Source organism: Pseudomonas coronafaciens pv. oryzae str. 1_6, from assembly GCF_000156995.2.
GTDB classification, from domain to species: Bacteria; Pseudomonadota; Gammaproteobacteria; order Pseudomonadales; family Pseudomonadaceae; genus Aquipseudomonas; species Aquipseudomonas tremae.
This window is the reverse complement of record NZ_CP046035.1, coordinates 1999318-2022906: the sequence shown is the minus strand read 5'-3', so window position 1 is coordinate 2022906 and position 23589 is coordinate 1999318. Positions and strand designations below refer to the sequence as shown.

Here is a 23589-nt window from a genome sequence, read left to right as displayed (position 1 = left end):
GTCAAACCTCTCGAATGTGTTGGGACGAACGACGCGCGATCAGGCCAGCCTGGACAGCGACTTGCCACAGGCCGCGCTCGGTCGCCTGCTCGGCCAATGTCACCCCTGGGAACCCACAGACGACCAGCCCTCGTGCGTAACGCGCGCACAGCAGCTCATTACCAATCAGGATCACTGCGGGCAGGTGTTCATGGTTATGCAGATGCAGCCGGGCAATGGCGCCCAGCTCATGGCCGATCAACAGGCCGGAAAGGTAATCAGGCTGGGCGCTCGCGGGCAATTGCCCGGTCAGTCCGAGCGTTCGGGTACTGAAAATGGTGGACAGCGGCCCGGCAGAGCCCGCATCCGACAGGGCAATCGACAACCCGCGATCAAAGGCCTGCTCATCGAACGCCTCGCCAGGCCGCATGGTGCGGCCCAGAATCGTATGCGCACACAGGGCGGCATAGACCTCGCCGGTCATGAAGGTGTCGAAATGTACGATGCGTCCGCGAACGACCTGCACCCATTTGGAATGGCTGCCCGGTAGCCCGATCAGCAATGGCTGGCCATCAACCTGAGTGTCTAGGCCGGCCAGCACACCCAGCACCTGAGTTTCTTCGCCACGCATGACATTGGGCAGGGTTGCACGCTGCAACACGCCGGGAATGATATGAACGGTAACGCCACTTGCGCTGCGCACGGTATGCAAGGCGGCACTCAGCTCGTTGACGCTGGCAGGCGTTTCCCGATAAGCCGCCTCTCGCCAGCCCTGTGCGCTGCCGACCATTCCGCAGGCGATCACTGGCAACTCGGGCTCGGCATCCAGCCAGTCGCCGCAGGCCTGATCGAACGCCAGATCGAAACCGTTACTGCACAGCTGCCCGGAAATAAGGCGCGGCGTAGTCGGCAACTGCATGATGCCCGCGCTTAGCGCGCGCTGTTCTAGCACCTGGCCGTGCTCGCCAAGTCGATAAGCCCGAAGGGAAGTCGTCCCCCAATCGAGTGCGATCAGTTGCGCCTGCATTGCTTCACCTGTTGTTTTATTGGAGTGAGTGCAGAACGACTATAAACCTGTTGTTACAGTTATCTCAATATGTAAATTTCAATCCCATATATAGGGAAATCATAGAAGTAAAAACTGTCGACCATAAAAAACCCGCTGCCCTTGCAGGCAGCGGGTTTCGTATAAAGCCGCAGTATCAACGCTCCAGCAGGATCCTCAGCATGCGACGCAGCGGTTCGGCCGCGCCCCACAACAGCTGGTCACCTACCGTGAACGCGCCCAAGTATTGCGAGCCCATGTTCAACTTGCGCAGACGGCCTACCGGCACGCTCATGGTACCGGTCACGGCCGTCGGGCTCAGCTCATGCATGCTGGCTTCACGGTTGTTCGGCACCAGCTTCACCCAAGGGTTGTGCTGGCTGATCAGGCCTTCGATATCCGCAATCGGGACATCCTTGTTCAGCTTGATGGTCAGTGCCTGGCTGTGGCAACGCATGGCACCGATGCGCACGCAGATACCATCGACCGGGATCGGACTCTTGAAACGGCCAAGAATCTTGTTGGTCTCGGCCTGGCCTTTCCACTCTTCGCGGCTCTGGCCGTTCGGCAGCGCCTTGTCGATCCACGGGATCAGGCTGCCAGCCAGGGGCACACCGAAGTTCTCGGTCGGGAACGACTCGCTGCGCATGGCTTCTGCCACCTTGCGGTCGATATCCAGAATGGCGCTGGCCGGGTTGGCCAGCTCGTCAGCCACCGAGGCGTGTACCGCGCCCATCTGCCTGATCAGCTCACGCATGTTCTGCGCACCGGCACCGGAAGCCGCCTGATAGGTCATGACGTTCGTCCACTCGACCAGACCGGCATCGAACAGACCGCCCAGGCCCATCAGCATCAGGCTGACCGTGCAGTTACCGCCAATGTAGTTTTTGGTGCCCGCGTCCAGTTGCTGGTCGATGACCTTGCGGTTGACCGGGTCAAGCACGATCACGGCATCATCCTGCATGCGCAGGCTAGAGGCCGCGTCGATCCAGTAGCCCTGCCAGCCTGCTTCGCGCAGCTTGGGGAACACCTCATTGGTGTAGTCGCCGCCCTGACAGGTCAGAACCACGTCGAGGGTTTTCAGCTCATCGATGCTGTAGGCATCTTTCAGCGGCGCAACATCCTTGCCCACCGAAGGCGCCTGGCCACCGACGTTGGAGGTAGTGAAGAACACCGGCTCAATGAGATCGAAGTCCTGCTCTTCCCGCATCCGCTGCATGAGCACGGAACCGACCATGCCACGCCAACCGATCAGACCTACACGTTTCATCGCAACTACACCTTGAATAAAAGTGGGACCGCCGCTCTGCGCGTGAACAGCAGGCGGCGGGCCAGAGAGATTACAGATTCCGCAGCGCGGCGACTACTGCATCGCCCATTTCCTGCGTACCGACTTTGACATGGCCCTCGGACCAGATGTCGCCGGTACGGATACCCTGGTCCAGGACCAAGCTGACGGCTTTTTCGATAGCGTCGGCGGCATCGGTCAGGTTGAAGCTGTAACGCAGCATCATCGACACCGACAAAATGGTCGCCAACGGGTTGGCGATGCCTTTGCCGGCAATGTCCGGTGCCGAACCGTGGCAAGGCTCATACATGCCCTTGTTGGCGGTATCCAGCGAGGCCGACGGCAGCATGCCGATGGAGCCAGTGAGCATCGACGCCTGATCGGACAGGATGTCGCCAAACAGGTTGTCGGTGACGATCACATCGAACTGCTTGGGTGCTCGTACCAGTTGCATGGCGGCGTTGTCGACGTACATGTGGCTGAGTTCGACTTCCGGGTAGTCCCTGGCGACCTGCTCGACGATTTCACGCCACAACTGGCTGGAGGCCAGCACGTTGGCCTTGTCCACGGAGCAAAGCTTCTTGCCACGCACCATAGCCATGTCGAAACCGACCTTGGCAATGCGGCGGATCTCGCTTTCGCTGTACGGCAGCGTGTCATAAGCCTCACGCTCGCCATTATCCAGCACGCGAGTACCGCGTGGCGCGCCAAAATAGATGCCACCGGTCAGTTCGCGAACGATCAGGATGTCCAGACCAGCAACGATTTCCGGCTTGAGGCTCGACGCGTCGGCCAGTTGCGGATAAAGGATCGCCGGACGCAGGTTGCCGAACAAGCCCAGTTGCGAACGGATTTTCAGCAGACCGCGCTCAGGACGGATGTCGCGTTCGATGGTGTCCCATTTCGGACCGCCGACTGCACCGAGCAGGACGGCATCGGCTGCACGTGCGCGGTCGAGGGTCTCGTCGGCCAGCGGCACGCCATGCTTGTCGATGGCTGCACCGCCGATCACGTCGTGGGTCAATTCAAAGCCCAGTTGGTACTTTTCATTGGCCAGTTCCAGCACCTTGACCGCTTCCGTCATGATTTCCGGACCGATACCATCACCTGGGAGAATCAGAATCTGCTTGCTCATAACATCCTCGATTTTGTACATCGGCGTCGTGAACAACGCCTGTTTATAACGCTCGCAGCGGCGAAAAATTTATCACCTGTCTTAAACACTTTTGCCAGCAAGGCGCAGGGCACCTTGCTGGCAAACAGACAGGTTGCGATAACTGAATCAGTCGCGGAACAGCCACGGCTGGCTGGCGCGGTGCTTGCTCTCGAAACTGGCGATTGCGTCGGCATCCATCAGCGTCAGGCCGATGTCGTCCAGACCATTGAGCAGGCAGTGTTTGCGGAACGCGTCGATTTCAAAGCTCAGGACCTTGCCGTCAGGCCGGGTGACGGTCTGTGCTTGCAGGTCGATGCTCAACTGATAGCCGAGGCTTGCCTCGACCTGCTTGAACAGCTCGTCAACGTCAGCTTCGCTCAGAATGATCGGCAACAGGCCGTTCTTGAAGCTGTTATTGAAGAAGATGTCAGCGTAGCTCGGCGCGATGATTGCGCAAAAACCGTACTCTTCCAGCGCCCACGGTGCGTGCTCGCGGCTGGAGCCACAGCCGAAGTTTTCCCGAGCCAACAGAACGCTGGCCCCCTGATAACGCTCGTGGTTGAGCACGAAATCGTGGTTCAGCGGACGCTTGGAGTTGTCCTGATAAGGCTGTCCCACGTCCAGGTAACGCCATTCATCGAACAGGTTCGGACCAAAGCCCGTGCGCTTGATCGACTTGAGAAACTGCTTGGGGATGATCTGGTCAGTGTCGACGTTGGCTCGGTCCAGAGGAGCGACCAGGCCACTGTGCTGGGTAAAGGCTTTCATGCTGGATTCCTCAAAGCTGGATCAAGTCGCGGACATCGATGAAACGGCCATTGACCGCCGCCGCAGCAGCCATCGCCGGGCTTACCAGATGCGTGCGACCGCCAGCGCCCTGACGGCCTTCAAAGTTGCGGTTGGAGGTGGACGCGCAGTGCTCACCGGAACCCAGACGGTCCGGGTTCATCGCCAGGCACATCGAGCAGCCCGGCTCGCGCCATTCAAAGCCAGCTTCGATGAAGACTTTGTCCAGCCCTTCCTTCTCGGCCTGCTCCTTGATCAAACCGGAACCGGGCACCACGATGGCCTGCTTGATGGTCGCGGCCACCTTGCGCCCTTTGGCGACATCGGCAGCGGCACGCAGGTCTTCGATCCGCGAGTTGGTGCAGGAGCCGATGAACACGCGATCCAGCTGGATATCGGTGATCGGCTGATTGGCTTTCAGGCCCATATATTTGAGGGCGCGCTCAATGGAGCCACGCTTGACCAGGTCCGGCTCCTGCGCAGGGTCCGGCACGTTCTGATCGACCGCCAGCACCATTTCCGGAGAAGTACCCCAGCTGACCTGCGGTTTGATCTGCGCAGCATCAAGCTTGACCACGGTATCGAACACGGCGTCCGGATCGGACACCAGGTCTTTCCAGGCCTCGACGGCGAGGTCCCATTCAGCGCCCTTCGGCGCAAACGGACGGCCTTTGACGTACTCGACGGTTTTCTCGTCGGTAGCCACCATGCCGACCCGGGCACCTGCTTCGATGGACATGTTGCAGATGGTCATGCGACCTTCGATCGACAGGTCGCGAATCGCGCTGCCGGCGAACTCGATGGCATAACCGTTACCGCCGGCGGTGCCGATCTTGCCGATCACGGCCAGCACAATGTCTTTTGCAGTCACGCCGAACGGCAGTTGCCCTTCGACCGAGACCAGCATGTTCTTCATTTTCTTGGCCACCAGACACTGGGTGGCGAGCACATGCTCGACCTCCGAAGTACCGATACCGTGCGCCAGTGCGCCAAACGCGCCGTGGGTCGAGGTGTGCGAGTCGCCGCAGACCACGCTCATGCCTGGCAGGGTTGCGCCCTGCTCCGGGCAGATGACGTGAACGATGCCCTGGCGCGGGTCGTTCATCTTGAATTCGATGATGCCGTACTCGTCGCAGTTGTCGTCGAGGGTCTGCACCTGCAGACGCGACACCTGATCTTCAATGGCATTGATGCCACCCTTGCGTTCTGCGGTGGTCGGAACGTTGTGGTCAGGCGTGGCGATGATCGAGTCGATCCGCCATGGCTTGCGCTTCGCCAGCCGCAGGCCTTCGAACGCTTGCGGCGAGGTCACTTCGTGGATGATATGCCGGTCAATGTAGATCAGCGCCGAACCGTCGTCGCGCTGTTTGACCAAATGCGAATCCCAGAGCTTGTCGTAGAGCGTTTTCCCGGCCATCGGACGTACTTCCTCATCAGCTTCTTTATATGCCTTGGGCAATCGTGATGATGACCCTTTCGGCTTGTGTGTTCATCGTATGGAATATGCTTAAATAACTCAAATTCATAATTTTCATGCTTTGGATAACCAAATGGAATCCGACTATGGACCTCGCCAACCTCAATGCCTTTATCGCTATCGCCGAGACCGGAAGCTTCTCCGGCGCCGGTGAGCGGCTGCACATCACCCAACCTGCGATCAGCAAGCGCATTGCCGGCCTGGAACAGCAGCTCAATGTCCGTTTGTTCGACCGCCTGGGTCGCGAAGTCAGCCTTACCGAAGCAGGCCGCGCCTTGTTGCCCCGCGCCTATCAGATTCTCAACGTGCTGGATGACACCCGACGCGCGCTGACCAACCTGACCGGCGAAGTTACCGGCCGCCTGACCTTGGCGACCAGCCACCATATCGGCCTGCATCGCTTGCCCCCCGTGCTGCGGGCCTTCACTCGCGCCTACCCGAAGGTTGCGCTGGACATCCAGTTTCTCGATTCGGAAGTGGCATACGAAGAGATTCTGCATGGCCGCGCAGAGCTTGCAGTCATCACCCTGGCGCCCGAACCGCATACCTTGATCCGCGCAATGCCCGTCTGGGACGACCCACTGGACTTCGTTGCAGCCCCTGAACACCCGCTGGCCAACGGCGGGCCGATGAAACTTGAAGACATAGTGCGTTACCCGGCAGTGTTTCCGGGCAGCAACACCTTCACCCATCACATCGTCAGCAAGCTGTGCGAGGCTCAGGGCCTCAAGCCCAACATTGCAATGAGCACCAATTATATGGAGACCATCAAGATGATGGTTTCCATCGGCCTGGCCTGGAGCGTTCTGCCGCGCACCATGCTCGATGAGCAAGTAGCGCGTATTCCATTGCCCGGCGTGCAACTCAATCGCCAGCTAGGCTACATCCTGCACACTGAACGAACGCTTTCAAATGCAGCAAGAGCATTCATGAAATTGCTTGACGCGCAGACACAGTAAATAAGCCCCGCTGCAGAACGCGGACCGCTCGCTCTAACGGTTTTATCAATCAAAGGCCAGTGATCCCATGCCCAACCCGCCACACACTGCTTCATCGCCAGGCAAGCCATCGCACGATGATGCGCTGCGCCTGCTGAAAGAGACCGGTGACCGCCTGCAACTGGCACTGGATCTCGCGCAGATGGGCACATGGGATCTGGACGTCGTCAGCAACAGAATGCAAGCCTCGACGCAAACGGCATACCTGCATGGCATGGGCGCACAGCCATTCGACGATGATGCCGAACGTTTCTTCAGCAGGCTGCCCACCGAAGAGCGCCGCCGAATATGCGATGCTTACCAGGCGGCCGTCGACAATCACGATGACTACCTGCAGATCATCTACCGCTTCCAACTCATAGACGGTTCATCGCGCCTGCTCGAAAGTCGTGCCCGGCTATACCGGGACGCTCAGGGTCAACTGTCGAGACTGGCCGGCACGCTGATGGACATCACCCAGAAACGAGCCCAGGCAGCCCTTGAGGCCAGTGAAGAGAAGTTCGCCAAGGCGTTCCACTCAAGCCCGGACTCGATCACCATCACCGAAATCGACTCGGGACGCTACGTGGAAGTCAACGACGGCTTCTGCCGGCTCACCGGCTTCAGCGCTCAGGAAGTGGTCGGCCGCACGGCGCATGAAATCGGTATCTGGACCGACACGTTGCAGCGCGAGTACATGATCGACGAGCTGCGCCTGAAAGGCCGTGTGCATCACCGGGAAATGAACGGTCGCGACAAAAATGGCGACCCGCTGGTGCTGGATATCTCGGTGGACTTCATCACCCTGAACGAAACCGCCTGCCTGCTCATGAACGCGCGCGACATTGGTCAGTTGAAAAACGCCCAGGCGCAGATACACCACCTGGCGTATCACGACCCGCTGACCGGGCTGCCGAACAGAGCGTTGCTGATGGACCGGCTCGGTCAGCAGTTGTCACTGCTCAAGCACCAGAACCTGCGCGGCGCCCTGCTGTTTCTGGACCTGGACTATTTCAAACACATCAATGATTCGCTCGGCCATCCGGTGGGTGACAGCGTGCTTAATGTGGTCGCCGCGCGACTGGAAGCCAGCGTGCGCCAGGAAGACACCGTGGCCCGTCTGGGCGGTGACGAATTTGTGGTGCTGATCTGCGGGCTGGACGGCTCTCTGGATGAAGTCACTCGCAAGGTGCGGGTCCTGTCCGACAACCTGCGCGTGCTGCTGGCCGAACCGATGTTCCTCGATGGACATCGCCTGCAGGTGACACCGAGCATCGGTATAGTGCTGATTCCCGATGACGGCCTGACCCCGGCCGATGTGCTCAAGCGTGCCGATATCGCCCTGTATCGCGCCAAGGATGCCGGACGCAATACGTCACAGTTCTTCCACGTGTCAATGCAGCAGGCGGTCAGCAAGCGCTTGCAGCTCGAAAACGATTTGCGCATGGCACTGACCCGTAATGAATTCCATCTGCATTTTCAGGCTCAGGTCGATTGCCGAGACAACCAGATAACGGGGGCAGAAGCGCTGCTGCGCTGGCAGCACCCGGAGTATGGCCTGCTGCCTCCCGACCAGTTTGTCCAGATACTGGAAGAGAGCGGCATGATTCTGGAGGTTGGTAGCAGGATTCTTGACGATGCCTGTAAAATCGGCGGCCTGCTGTTGAGCCAGGGGCTGGTTGCGAAAGACCGCTTTCTGATGGGGGTCAATATCAGTCCTCGCCAGTTTCGTCAGAACGACTTCGTCGAGCGCGTAGAACACAGCCTGAAACAACATCAGTTGCCTGCCTCCATGCTCAAACTGGAAATAACCGAAGGCATCGTCATCCAGAATCTGGACGACACGATCCTCAAGATGCGCAGCCTGAAAAGCCTGGGCGTGAGCTTCGCCATGGATGATTTCGGTACCGGCTACTCGTCGCTCACCTACCTCAAACGGTTGCCGGTGGATACGCTGAAGATCGATCAGTCATTTGTTCAGGACGCCGCCAATGACCCTAATGATGCGGAAATCATTCGGGCCATCGTGGCAATGGCTCAGAGCCTCAAGCTGAATGTCATTGCCGAAGGCGTAGAAACTCCAGAGCAGCTGGCGTTTCTCGAAAAAGTAGGTTGTTACAACTATCAGGGGTATCTGTTCAGCGAGCCGCTGCCCGGTCCTGAGTTCGAATCGCTGCTGCAACTAAAACGGCCTGCACATCATCCTTGAAACAAACAAAGGCGCCCGAAGGCGCCTTTGCTGTTACGTGCCGCTGACTCAACGTCACCTGACGGATCAGTTTTCCAGCGCTTTCTGGCTGTTGAGCGGAATACGCTTTGGTTTTGCTTCTTCCGGCACGTTCCGCACCAGGTCAATATTCAGCAGGCCGTGAGACAGATCGGCCCCTTTGACTTCGATATTGTCAGCCAGCCTGAACGACAGCTTGAATTCACGCCGGGCAATACCCTGATGCAGATAAGTAACGTTCTCGGCTTCTTGCTCACGCTTGCTGCCGATCACGGTCAGCACACCTTTCTCAACCTGCAACTCGAGATCCTGCTCTTGCATGCCTGCTGCAGCAATCACGATTCGGTAATGGTCATCGGTGTGCCGCTCCACATTGTAGGGAGGGTAGCCGCTGGTTGTCTCATTTCGTGCCGCCGACTCGAAGAGGTCGTTGAAGCGGTCGAATCCCACTGAATTGCGAAACAGTGGAGCCAGAGAAAATGCAGTAGCCATAACAATTCTCCTGTTTATCAGCGAGTGGTTTACGCGACCCGTTTTCGGCATCGCTTGATCACCAAAGTAGGGACAGCCATTCGCTTTTCAAGAGGCTTTTTTCAGGCTTTTATCGACCGTTCGTCGGGTTGGATTTCGGATGAGCAACCGAGCAACACGCTGATCCGCGCGCAGTCGGTTTCGCGACGAAGCAAATCGAACATCAGAGTGGCTTGCGGGTAGCTCTTGGTCAGCAGCACCAGCCATTGCTTCAGGCGGCCCGGCGCCTGAATGAGCGTCATCTTGACCAGGCAGTCCTGCCAGAAGGTACGCAGCATAGGCTGCAACTCCTCCCAGGTCATCGGCACAACCTCTTCGCCCTTCTGAGCCGCAGCAATCTGCCGGGCAAGGTCAGGGCGCGCCACCAGACCGCGACCAATCATGATGTCCCGCGCGCCGCAGATCTCACGGCAGCGAAGCCAGTCATCAACGGTCCAGATCTCGCCATTGGCGACTACCGGGATCTTGACCACTTCCTGAATGCGCGCAATCCACTCCCAGTGCGCCGGCGGCTTGTAGCCATCGACCTTGGTACGTGCATGAACGACGATCTGCTCTGCCCCGCCGTCGGCCAACGCCCGGGCGCAATCCAGCGCGCCATCAGTGTTTTCGTAGCCCAGGCGCATCTTGGCAGTCACGGGGATGTGTCGGGGCACCGCACGGCGCACCTGATTGACGATGGAGTGCAGCAGTTCCGGCTCCTTGAGCAGAATGGCACCGCCACGGGAGCGGTTGACGGTCTTGGCCGGGCAACCGAAGTTCAGGTCCAGTACCGGTGCACCCAGCTCGCAGGCGAACGCAGCATTCTCGGCCAGACACCCCGGATCGGAGCCCAACAGCTGGAGCCGTAAAGGCGTGCCTGCGTCAGTTTTGGCGCCCTTGTGAAACTCCGAAGCGTACTTGTAGAAGTAGTGCGCCGGCATCAAACGCTCGGACACCCGGATGAATTCAGTCACGCACCAGTCGATGCCACCCACTTTCGTCAGGGCATCGCGCAGGATGTCGTCGACCAACCCCTCCATGGGCGCCAGAGCAATTTGCATGGATCACACTCGAAAAAAAGTCCGGCAGTTTACTGCCCGGCGTGCGGATTGGAAATGTCGCTGTCGAGAATCGCCGAGCCGTAGCCTTCGATAAACTCTACCGGCATGCGTTTGGGCCTTCCGCTCGATAGCTCGATGCACACGAAAGTGGTTTGCGCGCGCAATAATGTCAGGTTGTCGGCAGGCCGCTTGAGCTGAAAGCAGCGGGTCATTTTCAGGCGGCGGTCCCAGTCAGTGATCCAGGTCGCCAGTTGCAGTTCGTCGTTCTCGTAGGCACTTGCAAGGTAGTCGATCTCGTGCCTGACCACTGCCATGGCCCGGTCCAGACGCCGATACTCGGTCAGGTCCAGGCCCAGAAACTGCGAATGCCGCCAGGCGCAGCGTTCAAGCCAGGAAACGTATACCGCGTTATTGGCATGCCCCAGCCCGTCTATTTCTTCGGCGCCGACGTTAAGGTCAATGACGAAAGGCGTTGCCCGATCCCAGACCATGCGTGCTCCTGCTTGAGTGAATGCGATTAGCGGGAGTGTAGCGGGTCATGGCTCTGGTTCCCACGTGCAGGTACGAGATGTGCGCTCACAGACTGAAGAAGACGCGGAACATCCTGAACGGCATACCGACGCAGAGCGTCGGCACGATAGTCGGGATTTCGACACTATGCTCAACAAGATTGGTGTATGACGGAGCAAAACCGGAAAGAAGGATTTTCAAACCCTGGAAAAACAAAAGGGCCATTCAATAATCGAATGACCCTTGGTCCCGCATAGCGGGAAATCGTGGCGTCCCCTAGGGGACTCGAACCCCTGTTACCGCCGTGAAAGGGCGGTGTCCTAGGCCACTAGACGAAGGGGACGCAAACCTTCAGTCAGGATCACCGATTGGTGAACCCTGGCAAATTGGTGGAGCTTAGCGGGATCGAACCGCTGACCTCCTGCATGCCATGCAGGCGCTCTCCCAGCTGAGCTAAAGCCCCAGATTTTTCGCCTCTCGGCGGAGATCAGCCTTACAGCATCACTCGGTAAAACTGGCGTCCCCTAGGGGACTCGAACCCCTGTTACCGCCGTGAAAGGGCGGTGTCCTAGGCCACTAGACGAAGGGGACAAAACCTTCTTCTGCAGATAACCGGTCGCTGGATCCGGCTGCCTTGCATCATCCCAGAACAGTGTAGCGAAGTTCTGAAACGCTAAATTTGGTGGAGCTTAGCGGGATCGAACCGCTGACCTCCTGCATGCCATGCAGGCGCTCTCCCAGCTGAGCTAAAGCCCCACATAAGTGGACGGGGCGCATATTAAGCGTGAGTGGCAGAGCTGTCAAATTTATTTTTTACAATTTCCAAAATTTTTTGTCGGTAATACAACCACTTACCATTCACCCCCCCCGCAAAACCGGGAGGTAACTGGCAGCGCAGGCATTACCTCATGCGATGGCGCCAAGGAGCTTTTCCCATTCCTTGTTTTCTTTCTTCGACACGCCGCCCAGCAAATCCAGTGCCTGACGCAAGCGGAAGCGGGTCAGGTCCGGCCCGAGGATTTCCATTGCGTCAGTCACCGAGACCGAATTGGCCTGACCGGTGATCGCTGCAAACATCAGTGGCATGGCATCACGCAGCTTGAGCTGCAGATGCTCGACGACGGCCTGTATGCAACCCATGATCCGCTCCTTCTCCCACTGACGCAGCGATTCCAGTTTCCAGAGGATCAACTGCATCACCTGGCGCACCTGTTCCGGCGACAGCTTCTTGTGCTCGAACAGTTTGGCATCCGGCGTGACGCCACCCGCGAAGAAAAAGCCTGCCAGCGGCGCGACCTGGCTAAAGGTCTCCACCCTGCCCTGCACGTGCGGCGCGATCTTCATCATGTAATCGGGGTTCAGCGCCCATGTCTGCAGACGCGAAGCAAACTCCTCGACCGGCAGTTCACGCAACCACTGGCCGTTGAGCCAGGACAGCTTCTCGATATCGAAGATCGGCCCGCCCAGCGAGACACGCGACAGGTCGAAGTTGTCGACCATTTCCTGCAGCGAGAACTTCTCGCGCTCGTCCGGCATCGACCAGCCCATACGGCCCAGGTAGTTGAGCATCGCCTCGGGCATGAAGCCCATGCGCTCGTAGAAAGTCACAGAGGTCGGGTTCTTGCGCTTGGACAGCTTGCTCTTGTCGGGGTTACGCAGCAGCGGCATGTAGCACAACTGTGGCTTGTCCCAGCCGAAATACTCGTAGAGCAGGATCAGTTTCGGCGCCGATGGCAGCCATTCTTCGCCACGCAGTACGTGAGTAATGCCCATCAGGTGGTCATCGACAACGTTGGCGAGAAAATAGGTCGGCAGACCGTCAGTCTTCATCAGGACCTGCATGTCCATGCGGTCCCAAGGGATTTCAACTTCACCACGCAGCATGTCGGGCACCACGCAGACGCCTTCGGTCGGCACTTTCATGCGGATCACATGCGGCTCGCCGGCGTCCAGACGACGCTGGACTTCCTCCTTGGAAAGCAGCAAGGCACGACCGTCGTAACGCGGGGTTTCGCCCCTGGCCTGCTGCTCGGCGCGCATCTCGTCGAGCTCTTCGGCGGTGCAGAAGCACGGAAAGGCATGGCCCAGTTCGACCAGTTGCTGCGCATACTTCTTGTAGATCTCGCATCGCTCGCTTTGGCGGTAAGGGCCGTGCGGGCCGCCGACGTCCGGGCCTTCGCTCCAGTCGATGCCCAGCCAGCGCAGAGCGTCGAAAATCTGCTGTTCGGACTCGCGGGTCGAGCGCAACTGATCGGTGTCTTCAATGCGCAGAATGAACTCGCCACCGTGCTGTTTGGCAAAGCAGTAGTTGAACAACGCGATATAGGCCGTGCCGACGTGAGGGTCGCCCGTGGGCGATGGCGCGATGCGGGTACGAACGGTGGTCATGGAAAATCCCGAAATAGGTCAATCAAGCGCGGAATGTTAACAGGCCGGGGGTATAAGGCTCCAGCGTGGGTGATGTGATCAGTTCCGTACAACACATCTCAGGATGCCCATTGAACGTCTTCGTGGACAAGTCCACCCCTACAGTGCCCGCGATCTGTAGGAGTGGACTTGTCCACGATCTGCCGGGAACCGGCAGCAAAATCGGGGCGCGCGGTACATCATGCGCAACCTGGGCAGCCCGGGTCAGGGCTTGTTTATCACACTGGACACTCAGGATAACGACCTGCGGATCAAACCGTCAGCAACCGCTCTCGCAACTTGCCGATTTCGTCGCGCATCTGTGCAGCGGCTTCGAATTCCAGGTCGCGGGCCAGCTGGTACATTTTTTCTTCAAGTTGGCGAATGCGCTTGTTTATCTCGCTCGGCGAGCGAAGTTCGTTCTCGTAACGGCCGTTTTCTTCGGCGGCCTTGGCCATGCCTTTGCGCTTCTTGCTGCGCGAGCCCGGCACGGTGGCGCCTTCCATGATATCGGCGACGTCCTTGAACACGCCTTTGGGCGTAATGCCGTGCTCCAGGTTGAACGCGATCTGCTTCTCTCGGCGCCGCTCGGTTTCGCCGATGGCGCGCTCCATCGAACCGGTGATCCGGTCGGCATACAGAATGGCCCGGCCATTGAGGTTACGTGCTGCACGGCCGATGGTCTGAATCAGCGAACGGTCCGAGCGCAGAAAGCCTTCCTTATCTGCATCGAGAATGGCCACCAGCGACACTTCCGGCATGTCCAGGCCCTCACGCAGCAGGTTGATGCCCACCAGCACGTCAAACGTACCCAATCGCAAGTCTCGAATGATCTCGACGCGCTCCACTGTGTCGATGTCCGAGTGCAGGTAACGCACACGCACGCCGTGGTCGCTCAGGTAATCGGTCAGATCCTCGGACATGCGCTTGGTCAGCGTGGTGACCAGCACCCGCTCCTCCAGCGCCGCACGCTTGTGGATTTCCGACAGCAGGTCATCGACCTGAGTCAGCGCCGGACGAATCTCGATCTGAGGGTCCACCAGACCGGTCGGACGCACCACTTGCTCGACAACCCGGCCGGCGTGTTCCGCCTCGTAATTGCCCGGTGTCGCCGAGACAAAAATGGTCTGCGGGCTAATTGCTTCCCACTCGTCAAAGCGCATGGGTCGGTTATCCAGCGCCGATGGCAGGCGGAAACCATACTCGACGAGGGTTTCCTTGCGCGAACGGTCGCCTTTGTACATCGCACCGACCTGCGGCACGCTGACGTGAGACTCATCGATTACCAGCAGGGCATCGGCGGGCAGGTAGTCGAACAAGGTCGGCGGCGGCGCGCCGGACGGACGACCCGACAGGTAACGCGAGTAGTTTTCGATGCCGTTGCAGTAGCCCAGTTCCAGCATCATCTCCAGATCGAAGCGGGTGCGCTGCTCCAGACGCTGAGCTTCCACCAGCTTGTTCTGGCTGCGCAGGTATTCCAGGCGTTCCTGCAGCTCTACCTTGATGTTTTCCATCGCCTCGACCAGCGTCTCTCGAGGCGTGACGTAGTGGCTCTTGGGATAGAAGGTAAAGCGCGGCAGCTTGCGAATCACCTCGCCGGTCAGCGGATCGAATGCCGAAAGACTCTCTACTTCGTCATCAAACAGCTCGACACGGATCGCCTCGAGATCGGACTCGGCCGGGTAGATATCGATCACGTCACCACGCACGCGAAAGGTCGCGCGGGCAAAGTCCATGTCGTTACGGGTGTATTGCAGATCAGCCAGGCGCCGCAGCAAGGCACGCTGGTCGAGTTTATCGCCGCGATCAATGTGCATGACCATGCGCAGGTAGGTTTCCGGACTGCCCAGACCGTAGATGCACGACACCGTGGTGACGATGATCGCGTCCTTGCGCTCCAGCAGCGCCTTGGTCGCAGACAGGCGCATCTGCTCGATGTGGTCGTTGATCGACGCATCCTTCTCGATGAACGTATCCGACGACGGCACATAGGCTTCAGGCTGGTAGTAATCGTAGTAGGAGACGAAATATTCGACGGCGTTGTTAGGGAAGAACGCCTTGAATTCGCCATACAACTGCGCAGCGAGAGTCTTGTTCGGTGCAAGTACCAGCGTGGGCCGTTTGATCTGGGAAATGACGTTGGCGATGCTGAACGTCTTCCCCGAACCGGTTACCCCCAGCAAGGTCTGGTGTGCGAGCCCCGCGTCGATCCCTTCGACCAGTTGGCGAATGGCCTCGGGCTGATCGCCGGCTGGCTCAAAACGGGTGACGAGCTGGAACTCGGACATAACTTACCTCTTGAATGATTCGCGTGTGCTTCGCTGGCGTGGATCCGCTGGCAACCCAAGCGCGTAAAGGGTTCGCCGATGCGTGAGTGGCGCAGGGGCAAAAACACCGCCGACGCCGATTCCCGCCAGGGAGCAGACGTGCGATGTTTTGAAGTGATGACTAATAGATGGAGTCATATATCCGCCTTTCAAGGCATCCACTTAAAGCATTGAGGTTTTAACCGAACGATCGTTCTGCAAATATGCGTAAAAACCTTGAAAAAACCCGCCCCGCCCTGTCGCTCGCAAAGGGGATGCTCTCTATACTAGCCTCTGTTTGCGCACCGCTTTGGCGCATCAAGCCGCAGCGTGTATCCCCTTCCCACTCTTCATCAAGAGCCGCCGCACAATGAGCCTGTTCTCCGCTGTCGAAATGGCACCCCGCGATCCGATTCTGGGTATCAACGAAGCATTCAACGCCGACACTCGCACCACCAAGGTCAACCTTGGCGTGGGCGTCTACTGTGATGAAGACGGGCGCATTCCTCTGCTGCGTGCCGTGGCTGAAGCGGAAAAGATCCGCGTCGCCCAACATGCACCGCGCGGCTACCTGCCGATCGACGGTATTGCCGCCTACGACCAGGCCGTGCAAAAGCTGCTGCTGGGGGCCGAGTCGCCATTGATCGCTTCGGGCCGTGTGTTGACCACTCAATCGGTCGGCGGCACGGGTGCGCTGAAGATCGGTGCCGACTTCCTCAAGCAACTTCTGCCCAACGCCGTTGTAGCCATCAGCGACCCAAGCTGGGAAAACCACCGCGCGCTGTTTGAGACCGCAGGCTTTCCGGTACAGAACTATCGCTATTACGACGCGGCCACGCACGATGTGAACCGCGCCGGCATGCTCGAGGACCTGCACAACCTGCCGAACAACTCGGTGGTTGTCCTGCATGCCTGCTGTCACAACCCGACTGGTGTAGATCTGAGTCTGGACGACTGGAAAAAGGTCCTGGAAGTGGTCAAGGCCAAGGGCCATGTACCGTTTCTGGACATGGCGTATCAAGGCTTCGGTCAAGGCATCCAGGAAGACGCGCTGGCAGTGCGCCTGTTCGCCGAGTCGGGCCTGACCTTCTTCGCCTCCAGCTCGTTCTCGAAATCTTTGTCGCTGTACGGCGAACGTGTCGGTGCGCTGTCGATCATCACTGACTCAAGGGAAGAAACCGTTCGCGTCCTGTCACAGGTCAAACGCGTGATCCGCACCAACTATTCCAACCCGCCGACCCACGGCGCGATCATTTCTGCTGCGGTCCTCAACGACCCGGCACTGCGCACCATGTGGGAAGAAGAACTGGGCGAAATGCGCGTGCGTATTCAGGGTATGCGCAAAGCGATGGTCGAGCGTCTGGCCGACAACCCGGCCGGTCAGGACTTCAGCTTCGTCGGCCGTCAGTGCGGCATGTTCTCCTACTCCGGCCTGACCGCCGCACAAGCCCAGCGCCTGCGCAGCGAATTCGGCATCTACGCGCTGGACACCGGACGTATCTGCGTAGCGGCGCTGAATCAAAAGAACATCGATGTAGTCTGCGACGCGATCAAAAAGGTGCTTTAACCTCTCATCGCGAATTTGTATTTGTCAGAGCGAACCGCGCAACGTTTCGCTTGTTCGCGAAGGCGGTGTTCCAGTCGATGTATCTTCATGGACTGGACAGCGTTCTTCGCGAACATCGCGTATCCGCTAGCCTCAGCCGCAACACTCCGTCACGCACCACCACTCAGCAAATGCATCGAACGATCCCGCCTGCAGTCCCTCGAAACTATGTCAGTACATTTTTCTGAACCAGATAGCGAGGTACTCATGTCTACTGAACCGCAACGCCAGAAAGAACCGACGCCTAATCAGGACGCGCCTGCAGAACCGGGTCCGGACCGTAACGATATAGCCATCGAGCCGCAGGTTGCGGATGTAGGGCCAGAAACCGAAAAGGGTGGTGCCCAGAAACAAGGCCAGACCCCTGCCCCCAGCCAAAGCCAGTCGCAGAGCCAGACTCAGTCGTCAGGCGACAGCGCCTACGTGCCGGACCACGAGCTGGAGGGGAAAAAGACCCAGGAGCAGCGCAACCACCAACAAACCCAGGGTGTCGACGCTGACATCGACACTCAGGGCGGCTAAAACCGTTACAGCGCATTTGGGCCACACGGTCCAAACGCGCTGCCATTGCCTCTGGGTTCGAGCTATTCCTTGATGACCTGCACCTCATACGCGGGGTCAGCCTTTATCTGCTGCTCGGTGAACGGCAGTGTGCTCCACTGTTTTTTCGAGAAGGCTTCGGTCTGATCCGCTGAATGAGCGGACTGCGGGTTGCTCGACTCGGAAAACACCAGCAAACCCTGCGCCTTGGGACCCTGCTCGTCGAACGTCACCACTTGCAGGTAGCTGCTGCCACTGACCACTTCGCGCTTGCCATCCTTGCCAGCAACCGTCTGTATGGCGTTGTAGACGCCGAGCCCCGCCGGTCCCCCGTGAATCGGAATCGGTTTGCCGCTGAGACTGGAAACCTGAATGTCGCCCCATTTACTCTCGGCGGAAAGACCTGACTTGGCCACCTCATCCATCGCAGCCAGCATGGCGGCGCGCAGTGCGGTGGCGACTTCCGGGTACTCGATGGCCAGCCCGCTTGGTGTATGGACCGGGTCCTGCGGGTCGAACACCACGCGCCAGCGAGACGCAACGTTTTGCATGGACTTCATAATCTGCTGAAAGTACACAAAGCCGATGCCACTGTTCAGATCAGCGTGGCCGTCCCAGACTTTCAGCGCGGCACACAACGGCGCCAGACGCGCAGCATCGTCACCCAGCTGCGAGGCGCAGAACTTCAGCAGATCCGGCAGCACTTGCCCGGCCTGATACACCTCGTTGTCCATGACCATCGCTTGCAGGTTTTCGAGGCTGACCTTGCCTGATCTTTCAAGATTGGCCAATCGATCCAGCGCAAAACGTGCGCGCTGGCCCAGCGGCTGTCCGTCCTGACTGATCAGCGGTGAAAAGTCTTTCAACGGTGCAGCCGGGTTGACCATCCAGGCCGAGTCATTGGAGTGCTGCACGAAATCAGTCCGCAACAACTGCGGCTGGCGTGACGAAGGATAAATACCTGCTTGCGCCGCCTGCGGGGAAACGTCCCAGTTGCACTGGCTGCGTGAGCCGTCCAGCACGATCAACTCAGTACCAATACGCGGGTCGCTGCATTTGGCGAGTTTCACTGCATCAACGTTCGGCACCACCGACAGGTTCATGTACAGCGCCTGCCCATTGGCATCGACCGCCAGGGTGTTGACCCACGGGATGCCCTGAATCTTGTGTACCGAATCCTGAAACGCCTTGAGGCTGTCAGCCTTGTCCATTGCATACCACTGCTGCAGCACCCGATCGTTTTCCAGGTTGGCGTCCCGCAGGCTGAAGGCGAATTTGTCGTCCCAGTCCAGCTTGCCCGGCCACTGCACCACCGGGCCGAACGTCGATGAATAGATGATGTGCGGCACGGCCTTGAGGCTGCCGTCCGGCTGTTTCACCTCGACACTCACCTGCTGTTTGCCCATTGCGATGGATTTGCCGTCCAGCAGGTAGCGAGTCGAGTCCTTCGGATCGAGCTGCAAACGGTGCAGCGTGAAGTGCTTCGACGTATCGACGGTATGGCTCCAGGCCAGATGCTGGTTGAACCCGATGTTGATCAACGGCAGGCCGGGCAGCGCTGCGCCCATCACGTCCAGCTTACCGGGAATGGTCAGGTGCATTTGATAGAAGCGCATGCCGCCGCCCCACGGAAAGTGCGGATTGGCGAGTAGCATGCCGCGGCCGTTGGCAGACAGATCACGCCCCACCGCCACTGCATTACTGCCGCGTTCCAAAGTAAAGCGCTCGTTGCGGACAGCAGCCATCTGCAGGGCTTGAACCTGCTGCTGATCAACCTGCAAGGGCTTTTGCACAGAAGGCGGCTTGGCCCCGGCAAAGGCTTCGGTGAACTGCCCGACTCCGCCTTCGACCAACAGACGGCGCGTCAGACGCACCAGATCATCAGTGTTGATCGGCCGAAGCCATTCAGCCGCGCACGCTTGCGGCAGGCCCTTGGCCTTCTGCTCCTGCAGAGAACGGTTGTAACCAGCCACATAGCCTTGCATCAACTGGCGAATCTCCGGCGGCTGCGCCTTCCAGAAATCCACCAGCGCCTCAGGCGTGTTGAGCCACTTGAACAATAGATCGCTGGCCATGTTGTTACGCTGCTCAAGGGTCGCCTTGTCCGGCCCGAAATAGCGCGAACGCTCGCCGTTGACGGTAACGACTTCATTGGCCAGCAGGCAAAGGTTGTCCTGCGCATAGGCATAACCGATGCCGAAACCCAGACCTCGCTCGTCGTCCGCGACGATGTGCGGCACGCCAAAACCGGTGCGCCGGATCTCGGCGCCAGCGGCCTTTTGTTCATGCGCAACCAGCGCCTGTGCAGGCAATATCACTGCAAACGAAAGACCTGCAAACAGAAAACCGGGCAATGCTCTGGACATAATCACGCTGACTCCAACTCCACGAGACGACCCGAATTAGCCGCTCCCGTTAAACGAAGTGCGGGCAGCGATTTTTAGCTAAATCGTACAACCCGTGCATGGCGCTAAATTCCTGCTTCCATCCAACGTTTAAAGGGCAGCTCTATTTGAAGAGCCGCTCTGGCGCCGTTGTCTATATCCCCACGCAGGACTCTGCATGAAACGCTCTCGACATCTTCGACGCGCCCTCCTCGTGGCGCTGTGCCTGTTCCCGGTCATTGCCGTGTGTGCGTGGCAGATCCTGCCCGACGCCAGAAGCAATGCATCGACCGTGACCGTGACCCGCGGCACTGTCGAAAACAGCGTGACCGCGCTGGGCACTCTGCAGCCGCGCAGCTACGTGGACGTTGGCTCGCAGGCCAGCGGGCAGATCATGAAAATCCACGCGCAAGTTGGCGACCAGGTCAACGAAGGCGATTTGCTGGTGGAAATCGACCCATCGACACAAAAAGCCAAACTCGATGCCGCGCGGTATGCCATCGATAATCTCAAGGCGCAGTTGCAGGAACAGCGTGCGCTGCACGAACTGGCCGAGCAGAAGCAACAACGGCAGAAAAGCCTTGCTGCGGGCGGCGCCACTCGCGCTGAAGACGTGCAGGCCGCGCAGTCGGAATTTCGCGCCACCCAGGCCAGAGTCGACATGTTCAAGGCGCAGATTCTCGAAGCCGGGGCGGCGCTGCGCAGTGACGAAGCGGCGCTGGGTTACACCCGCATTTACGCGCCCATGAGCGGCACCGTTGTCGCGCTGGATGCCCGCGAGGGTCAGACCCTCAATGCGCAACAACAGACCCCGTTGATTCTGCGCATCGCCCGGTTGTCGCCCATGACCGTTTGGGCCGAAGTCTCGGAAGCCGACATCGGCCACGTCAAACCGGATATGACGGCCTACTTCACCACGCTCAGCGGCGGCGACAGGCGCTGGAGCAGTACCGTGCGGCAGATTCTGCCGGTGCCGCCCAGACCGCTGGATCAGGCCAATCAGGGCGGCGGCAGCCCGAGCAGTTCGCGTAAAAGCGGCGGCGGTCGGGTGGTGCTCTATACGGTTTTACTGGACGTCGACAACAGTGATCAGGCGCTGATGGCAGAAATGACCGCACAGATTTTTTTTGTCGCTGGCAAAGCCGAAAACACCCTCACGGCTCCCCTTGCAGCACTGCAAAACGGCTCCCGGACCGATATCAAGACTGTGCAGGTACTGGCCGCCAACGGCGAAGTCCAGAATCGTCAGGTACAAACCGGGATCAGCGACCGTCTGCGGGTGCAGATCATCAATGGGCTCAGCGAAGGTGATCGCCTGCTGGTGCCCGCTCCCGTCGGCAGCGGAGGCTGAATGCACACGCCGCTGATCGACCTGCGGGGTATCCGCAAATCCTACGGCGGTGGCGACAGCCCGCTGGTCAACGTGCTGCGCGGCATTGACCTGTCGATCCACGCCGGCGAGTTCGTGGCGATTGTCGGCGCGTCCGGCTCGGGCAAATCGACATTAATGAATATCCTCGGCTGCCTGGATCGCCCCACGTCAGGGGAGTACCTGTTTGCCGGAGAAAACGTTGCCGAGCTGGGCAGCGACGAACTGGCCTGGCTACGCCGTGAAGCATTCGGTTTTGTGTTTCAGGGCTACCACCTGATACCGTCCGGCTCGGCACAGGAAAACGTCGAGATGCCGGCCATTTACGCCGGTACACCAGCCGCCGAGCGTCACGCCCGGGCCGCCGCCCTGCTCGACCGGTTGGGCCTGGCATCACGCACCGGTAATCGCCCGTATCAGTTGTCCGGCGGCCAGCAGCAACGGGTGTCAATCGCCCGCGCTTTGATGAATGGCGGGCACATCATCCTCGCCGACGAACCCACGGGTGCGCTGGACAGCCACAGCGGCGCTGAGGTAATGACCCTGCTGGACGAACTGGCCAGCCAGGGCCATGTGGTGATTCTGATCACGCATGACCGGGAAGTGGCAGCGCGCGCCAATCGGGTCATCGAGATCAGCGACGGTCTGGTGGTAAGCGATACCGCCGGCGATACGACCGCGCCGCTTGCAGCCAACCCGGCGGCGTTGCAGGCCGTCGATCTGCGCAAGCGCCTTACCGAAGGCAGCGGCAGTCGCGGCGCCTGGAAAGGCGAATTGCTCGACGCGGTTCAGGCGGCGTGGCGGGTCATGTGGATCAACCGTTTCCGTACTGCGCTGACCTTGCTGGGCATCGTCATCGGCGTCGCGTCTGTGGTGGTCATGCTCGCTGTCGGTGAAGGCAGCAAGCGCCAAGTCATGGCGCAGATGTCCTCGTTCGGCTCGAATATCATCTACCTCAACGGCAAGGCACCCAACCCGCGCGCACCGAAAGGCGTCATCACGCTTGAAGAAGTCGCCGCACTGGGCGAGTTGCCCGAGGTAAAAATGATCATGCCGGTCAACGGCGGACAGGCCGGAGTGCGCTACGGCAATGTCGATCACTCCAGCTACGTCGGCGGCAACGACACGCACTTTCCGGCGATTTTCAACTGGCCTGTGGCCGAAGGCAGCTATTTCAGCGAGGCCGACGAGCAAAGCGCAGCCGCCGTGGCAGTGATTGGTTACAAGGTTCGTCAGAAGCTGTTCGGCGAGCGCATCGACCCAATCGGTCAATACATCCTGATCGAAAACGTGCCGTTTCAAGTGGTCGGCGTGCTCCAGGAAAAAGGCGCGACCTCGGGCGATCTGGACAGCGATAACCGCATCGCCATTCCTTACTCATCGGCCAGCATCCGACTGTTCGGCTCGCAGGACCCTGAGTACATCACCATCGCCACCCGCGACGCCAACAACGTCAAGCAGGCCGAAGCAGCGATTCGCAGCCTGCTGCAACGTCTGCACAACGGCAAGCAGGATTACGAACTGACCAACAACGCCGCAATGATCCAGGCCGAAGCGCGCACCCAGAACACCCTGTCACTGATGCTCGGCTCGATTGCCGCCATTTCGCTGCTGGTCGGCGGCATCGGGGTGATGAACATCATGCTGATGACCGTGCGTGAGCGGACCCGCGAGATCGGCATCCGCATGGCCACCGGGGCAAGGCAGCGTGACATTCTGCGCCAGTTCCTTACTGAAGCCGTGATGCTTTCGGTAGTCGGGGGGCTGGCCGGTATCGTGCTGGCGCTGGGGATGGGCGCGGCATTGCTCGCGAGCAAGGTGGCGGTGGCCTTCACCCTGTCTGCGGTGATCGGTGCCTTTGCCTGCGCGCTCGTCACCGGAGTGATTTTCGGTTTCATGCCAGCCCGCAAAGCTGCCCGGCTTGACCCGGTGGCGGCCCTTACCAGTGAATGACCATTC

Annotated in this window: 17 protein-coding genes and 4 tRNA genes; 6 read left to right on the top strand and 15 right to left on the bottom strand. The window is 59.3% G+C overall.

Annotated elements, in window-relative coordinates:
• Nucleotide 1: 1 nt before the first annotated feature.
• The 5 genes from POR16_RS09050 to leuC form a co-directional block, all read right to left on the bottom strand.
• Nucleotides 2-1006: a 2-dehydro-3-deoxygalactonokinase gene (locus POR16_RS09050; RefSeq protein ID WP_053931300.1), complete on the bottom strand. Its 1005-nt coding sequence runs from the start codon at nucleotides 1004-1006 to the stop codon at nucleotides 2-4.
• Nucleotides 1007-1181: 175 nt separating this feature from the next.
• The gene (gene asd, locus POR16_RS09045) at nucleotides 1182-2294 is read right to left on the bottom strand and encodes an aspartate-semialdehyde dehydrogenase (protein WP_005893731.1); all 1113 of its coding nucleotides are present in this window, start codon (nucleotides 2292-2294) and stop codon (nucleotides 1182-1184) included.
• Between the two features lie 70 nt (nucleotides 2295-2364).
• Complete coding sequence (gene leuB, locus POR16_RS09040; RefSeq protein ID WP_024669562.1) at nucleotides 2365-3447, bottom strand: 3-isopropylmalate dehydrogenase; 1083 nt, start codon at nucleotides 3445-3447, stop codon at nucleotides 2365-2367.
• Between the two features lie 147 nt (nucleotides 3448-3594).
• Entirely contained in the window at nucleotides 3595-4236 is a 642-nt protein-coding gene (gene leuD / locus POR16_RS09035; RefSeq protein WP_005893728.1) for a 3-isopropylmalate dehydratase small subunit, read from the bottom strand.
• A 10-nt stretch (nucleotides 4237-4246) separates the two neighbouring features.
• On the bottom strand, nucleotides 4247-5671 hold the full coding sequence (gene leuC / locus POR16_RS09030; RefSeq protein ID WP_005893727.1) for a 3-isopropylmalate dehydratase large subunit: 1425 nt from the start codon (nucleotides 5669-5671) through the stop codon (nucleotides 4247-4249).
• A 146-nt stretch (nucleotides 5672-5817) separates the two neighbouring features.
• On the opposite strand from leuC, the gene POR16_RS09025 reads away from it, so the two are divergent.
• Both POR16_RS09025 and POR16_RS09020 read left to right on the top strand, forming a co-directional pair.
• Nucleotides 5818-6690, top strand: coding sequence for a LysR family transcriptional regulator (locus POR16_RS09025; protein WP_005893725.1), 873 nt, complete (start codon nucleotides 5818-5820; stop codon nucleotides 6688-6690).
• Between the two features lie 67 nt (nucleotides 6691-6757).
• The gene (locus POR16_RS09020) at nucleotides 6758-8917 is read left to right on the top strand and encodes a putative bifunctional diguanylate cyclase/phosphodiesterase (protein WP_005893723.1); all 2160 of its coding nucleotides are present in this window, start codon (nucleotides 6758-6760) and stop codon (nucleotides 8915-8917) included.
• A 66-nt stretch (nucleotides 8918-8983) separates the two neighbouring features.
• Here POR16_RS09020 and POR16_RS09015 read toward each other — a convergent pair whose 3' ends face one another.
• The 9 genes from POR16_RS09015 to uvrB all read right to left on the bottom strand — a co-directional run bounded on the left by POR16_RS09015 (nucleotide 8984) and on the right by uvrB (nucleotide 15713).
• Complete coding sequence (locus POR16_RS09015) at nucleotides 8984-9427, bottom strand: Hsp20 family protein (RefSeq protein ID WP_005893722.1); 444 nt, start codon at nucleotides 9425-9427, stop codon at nucleotides 8984-8986.
• Nucleotides 9428-9528: 101 nt separating this feature from the next.
• Complete coding sequence (locus POR16_RS09010; RefSeq protein ID WP_005893721.1) at nucleotides 9529-10509, bottom strand: tRNA dihydrouridine synthase; 981 nt, start codon at nucleotides 10507-10509, stop codon at nucleotides 9529-9531.
• Between the two features lie 29 nt (nucleotides 10510-10538).
• Nucleotides 10539-11000, bottom strand: a complete 462-nt coding sequence (locus tag POR16_RS09005; RefSeq protein ID WP_005893720.1) for an acyl-CoA thioesterase — start codon at nucleotides 10998-11000, stop codon at nucleotides 10539-10541.
• Nucleotides 11001-11286: 286 nt separating this feature from the next.
• Nucleotides 11287-11362: transfer RNA gene (locus POR16_RS09000), tRNA-Glu, on the bottom strand.
• Nucleotides 11363-11406: 44 nt separating this feature from the next.
• A tRNA-Ala gene (locus POR16_RS08995) sits at nucleotides 11407-11482 on the bottom strand.
• A gap of 52 nt (nucleotides 11483-11534) precedes the next feature.
• Nucleotides 11535-11610 (bottom strand) — tRNA-Glu (locus tag POR16_RS08990).
• Between the two features lie 89 nt (nucleotides 11611-11699).
• Nucleotides 11700-11775 (bottom strand) — tRNA-Ala (locus tag POR16_RS08985).
• A gap of 150 nt (nucleotides 11776-11925) precedes the next feature.
• The gene (gene gltX / locus POR16_RS08980) at nucleotides 11926-13407 is read right to left on the bottom strand and encodes a glutamate--tRNA ligase (protein WP_122381320.1); all 1482 of its coding nucleotides are present in this window, start codon (nucleotides 13405-13407) and stop codon (nucleotides 11926-11928) included.
• Nucleotides 13408-13697: 290 nt separating this feature from the next.
• On the bottom strand, nucleotides 13698-15713 hold the full coding sequence (gene uvrB, locus POR16_RS08975) for an excinuclease ABC subunit UvrB (protein ID WP_005893715.1): 2016 nt from the start codon (nucleotides 15711-15713) through the stop codon (nucleotides 13698-13700).
• Nucleotides 15714-16101: 388 nt separating this feature from the next.
• Between uvrB and POR16_RS08970 the strand changes: the two genes are divergently transcribed.
• Entirely contained in the window at nucleotides 16102-17298 is a 1197-nt protein-coding gene (locus POR16_RS08970; protein WP_005893713.1) for an amino acid aminotransferase, read from the top strand.
• Nucleotides 17299-17544: 246 nt separating this feature from the next.
• The gene (locus POR16_RS08965; protein WP_005893711.1) at nucleotides 17545-17859 is read left to right on the top strand and encodes a hypothetical protein; all 315 of its coding nucleotides are present in this window, start codon (nucleotides 17545-17547) and stop codon (nucleotides 17857-17859) included.
• A 62-nt stretch (nucleotides 17860-17921) separates the two neighbouring features.
• Here POR16_RS08965 and pvdQ read toward each other — a convergent pair whose 3' ends face one another.
• Nucleotides 17922-20243: a bifunctional acylase PvdQ gene (gene pvdQ, locus POR16_RS08960; protein ID WP_005893709.1), complete on the bottom strand. Its 2322-nt coding sequence runs from the start codon at nucleotides 20241-20243 to the stop codon at nucleotides 17922-17924.
• A 196-nt stretch (nucleotides 20244-20439) separates the two neighbouring features.
• Here pvdQ and POR16_RS08955 point away from each other — a divergent pair, with 196 nt between their 5' ends.
• Both POR16_RS08955 and POR16_RS08950 read left to right on the top strand, forming a co-directional pair.
• Entirely contained in the window at nucleotides 20440-21612 is a 1173-nt protein-coding gene (locus POR16_RS08955; RefSeq protein WP_005893707.1) for an efflux RND transporter periplasmic adaptor subunit, read from the top strand.
• Nucleotides 21613-23583 (top strand): MacB family efflux pump subunit, encoded by a 1971-nt coding sequence (locus tag POR16_RS08950; RefSeq protein WP_053931303.1) that lies wholly within the window; start codon nucleotides 21613-21615, stop codon nucleotides 23581-23583.
• The last annotated feature ends 6 nt before the right edge of the window (nucleotides 23584-23589 follow it).

What these genes read in the sequence shown, in the direction of transcription:
- leuD (WP_005893728.1), bottom strand. Translation starts at nt 4,236, where the DNA reads ATGAAAGCCTTTACCCAGCACAGTGGCCTGGTCGCTCCTCTGGACCGA.
- POR16_RS08965 (WP_005893711.1), top strand. Translation starts at nt 17,545, where the DNA reads ATGTCTACTGAACCGCAACGCCAGAAAGAACCGACGCCTAATCAGGAC.
- POR16_RS08970 (WP_005893713.1), top strand. Translation starts at nt 16,102, where the DNA reads ATGAGCCTGTTCTCCGCTGTCGAAATGGCACCCCGCGATCCGATTCTG.
- POR16_RS09025 (WP_005893725.1), top strand. Translation starts at nt 5,818, where the DNA reads ATGGACCTCGCCAACCTCAATGCCTTTATCGCTATCGCCGAGACCGGA.
- POR16_RS09020 (WP_005893723.1), top strand. Translation starts at nt 6,758, where the DNA reads ATGCCCAACCCGCCACACACTGCTTCATCGCCAGGCAAGCCATCGCAC.
- POR16_RS09015 (WP_005893722.1), bottom strand. Translation starts at nt 9,427, where the DNA reads ATGGCTACTGCATTTTCTCTGGCTCCACTGTTTCGCAATTCAGTGGGA.
- POR16_RS09050 (WP_053931300.1), bottom strand. Translation starts at nt 1,006, where the DNA reads ATGCAGGCGCAACTGATCGCACTCGATTGGGGGACGACTTCCCTTCGG.
- pvdQ (WP_005893709.1), bottom strand. Translation starts at nt 20,243, where the DNA reads ATGTCCAGAGCATTGCCCGGTTTTCTGTTTGCAGGTCTTTCGTTTGCA.
- POR16_RS09010 (WP_005893721.1), bottom strand. Translation starts at nt 10,509, where the DNA reads ATGCAAATTGCTCTGGCGCCCATGGAGGGGTTGGTCGACGACATCCTG.
- leuB (WP_024669562.1), bottom strand. Translation starts at nt 3,447, where the DNA reads ATGAGCAAGCAGATTCTGATTCTCCCAGGTGATGGTATCGGTCCGGAA.
- leuC (WP_005893727.1), bottom strand. Translation starts at nt 5,671, where the DNA reads ATGGCCGGGAAAACGCTCTACGACAAGCTCTGGGATTCGCATTTGGTC.
- POR16_RS08955 (WP_005893707.1), top strand. Translation starts at nt 20,440, where the DNA reads ATGAAACGCTCTCGACATCTTCGACGCGCCCTCCTCGTGGCGCTGTGC.
- asd (WP_005893731.1), bottom strand. Translation starts at nt 2,294, where the DNA reads ATGAAACGTGTAGGTCTGATCGGTTGGCGTGGCATGGTCGGTTCCGTG.
- POR16_RS09005 (WP_005893720.1), bottom strand. Translation starts at nt 11,000, where the DNA reads ATGGTCTGGGATCGGGCAACGCCTTTCGTCATTGACCTTAACGTCGGC.
- gltX (WP_122381320.1), bottom strand. Translation starts at nt 13,407, where the DNA reads ATGACCACCGTTCGTACCCGCATCGCGCCATCGCCCACGGGCGACCCT.
- uvrB (WP_005893715.1), bottom strand. Translation starts at nt 15,713, where the DNA reads ATGTCCGAGTTCCAGCTCGTCACCCGTTTTGAGCCAGCCGGCGATCAG.
- POR16_RS08950 (WP_053931303.1), top strand. Translation starts at nt 21,613, where the DNA reads ATGCACACGCCGCTGATCGACCTGCGGGGTATCCGCAAATCCTACGGC.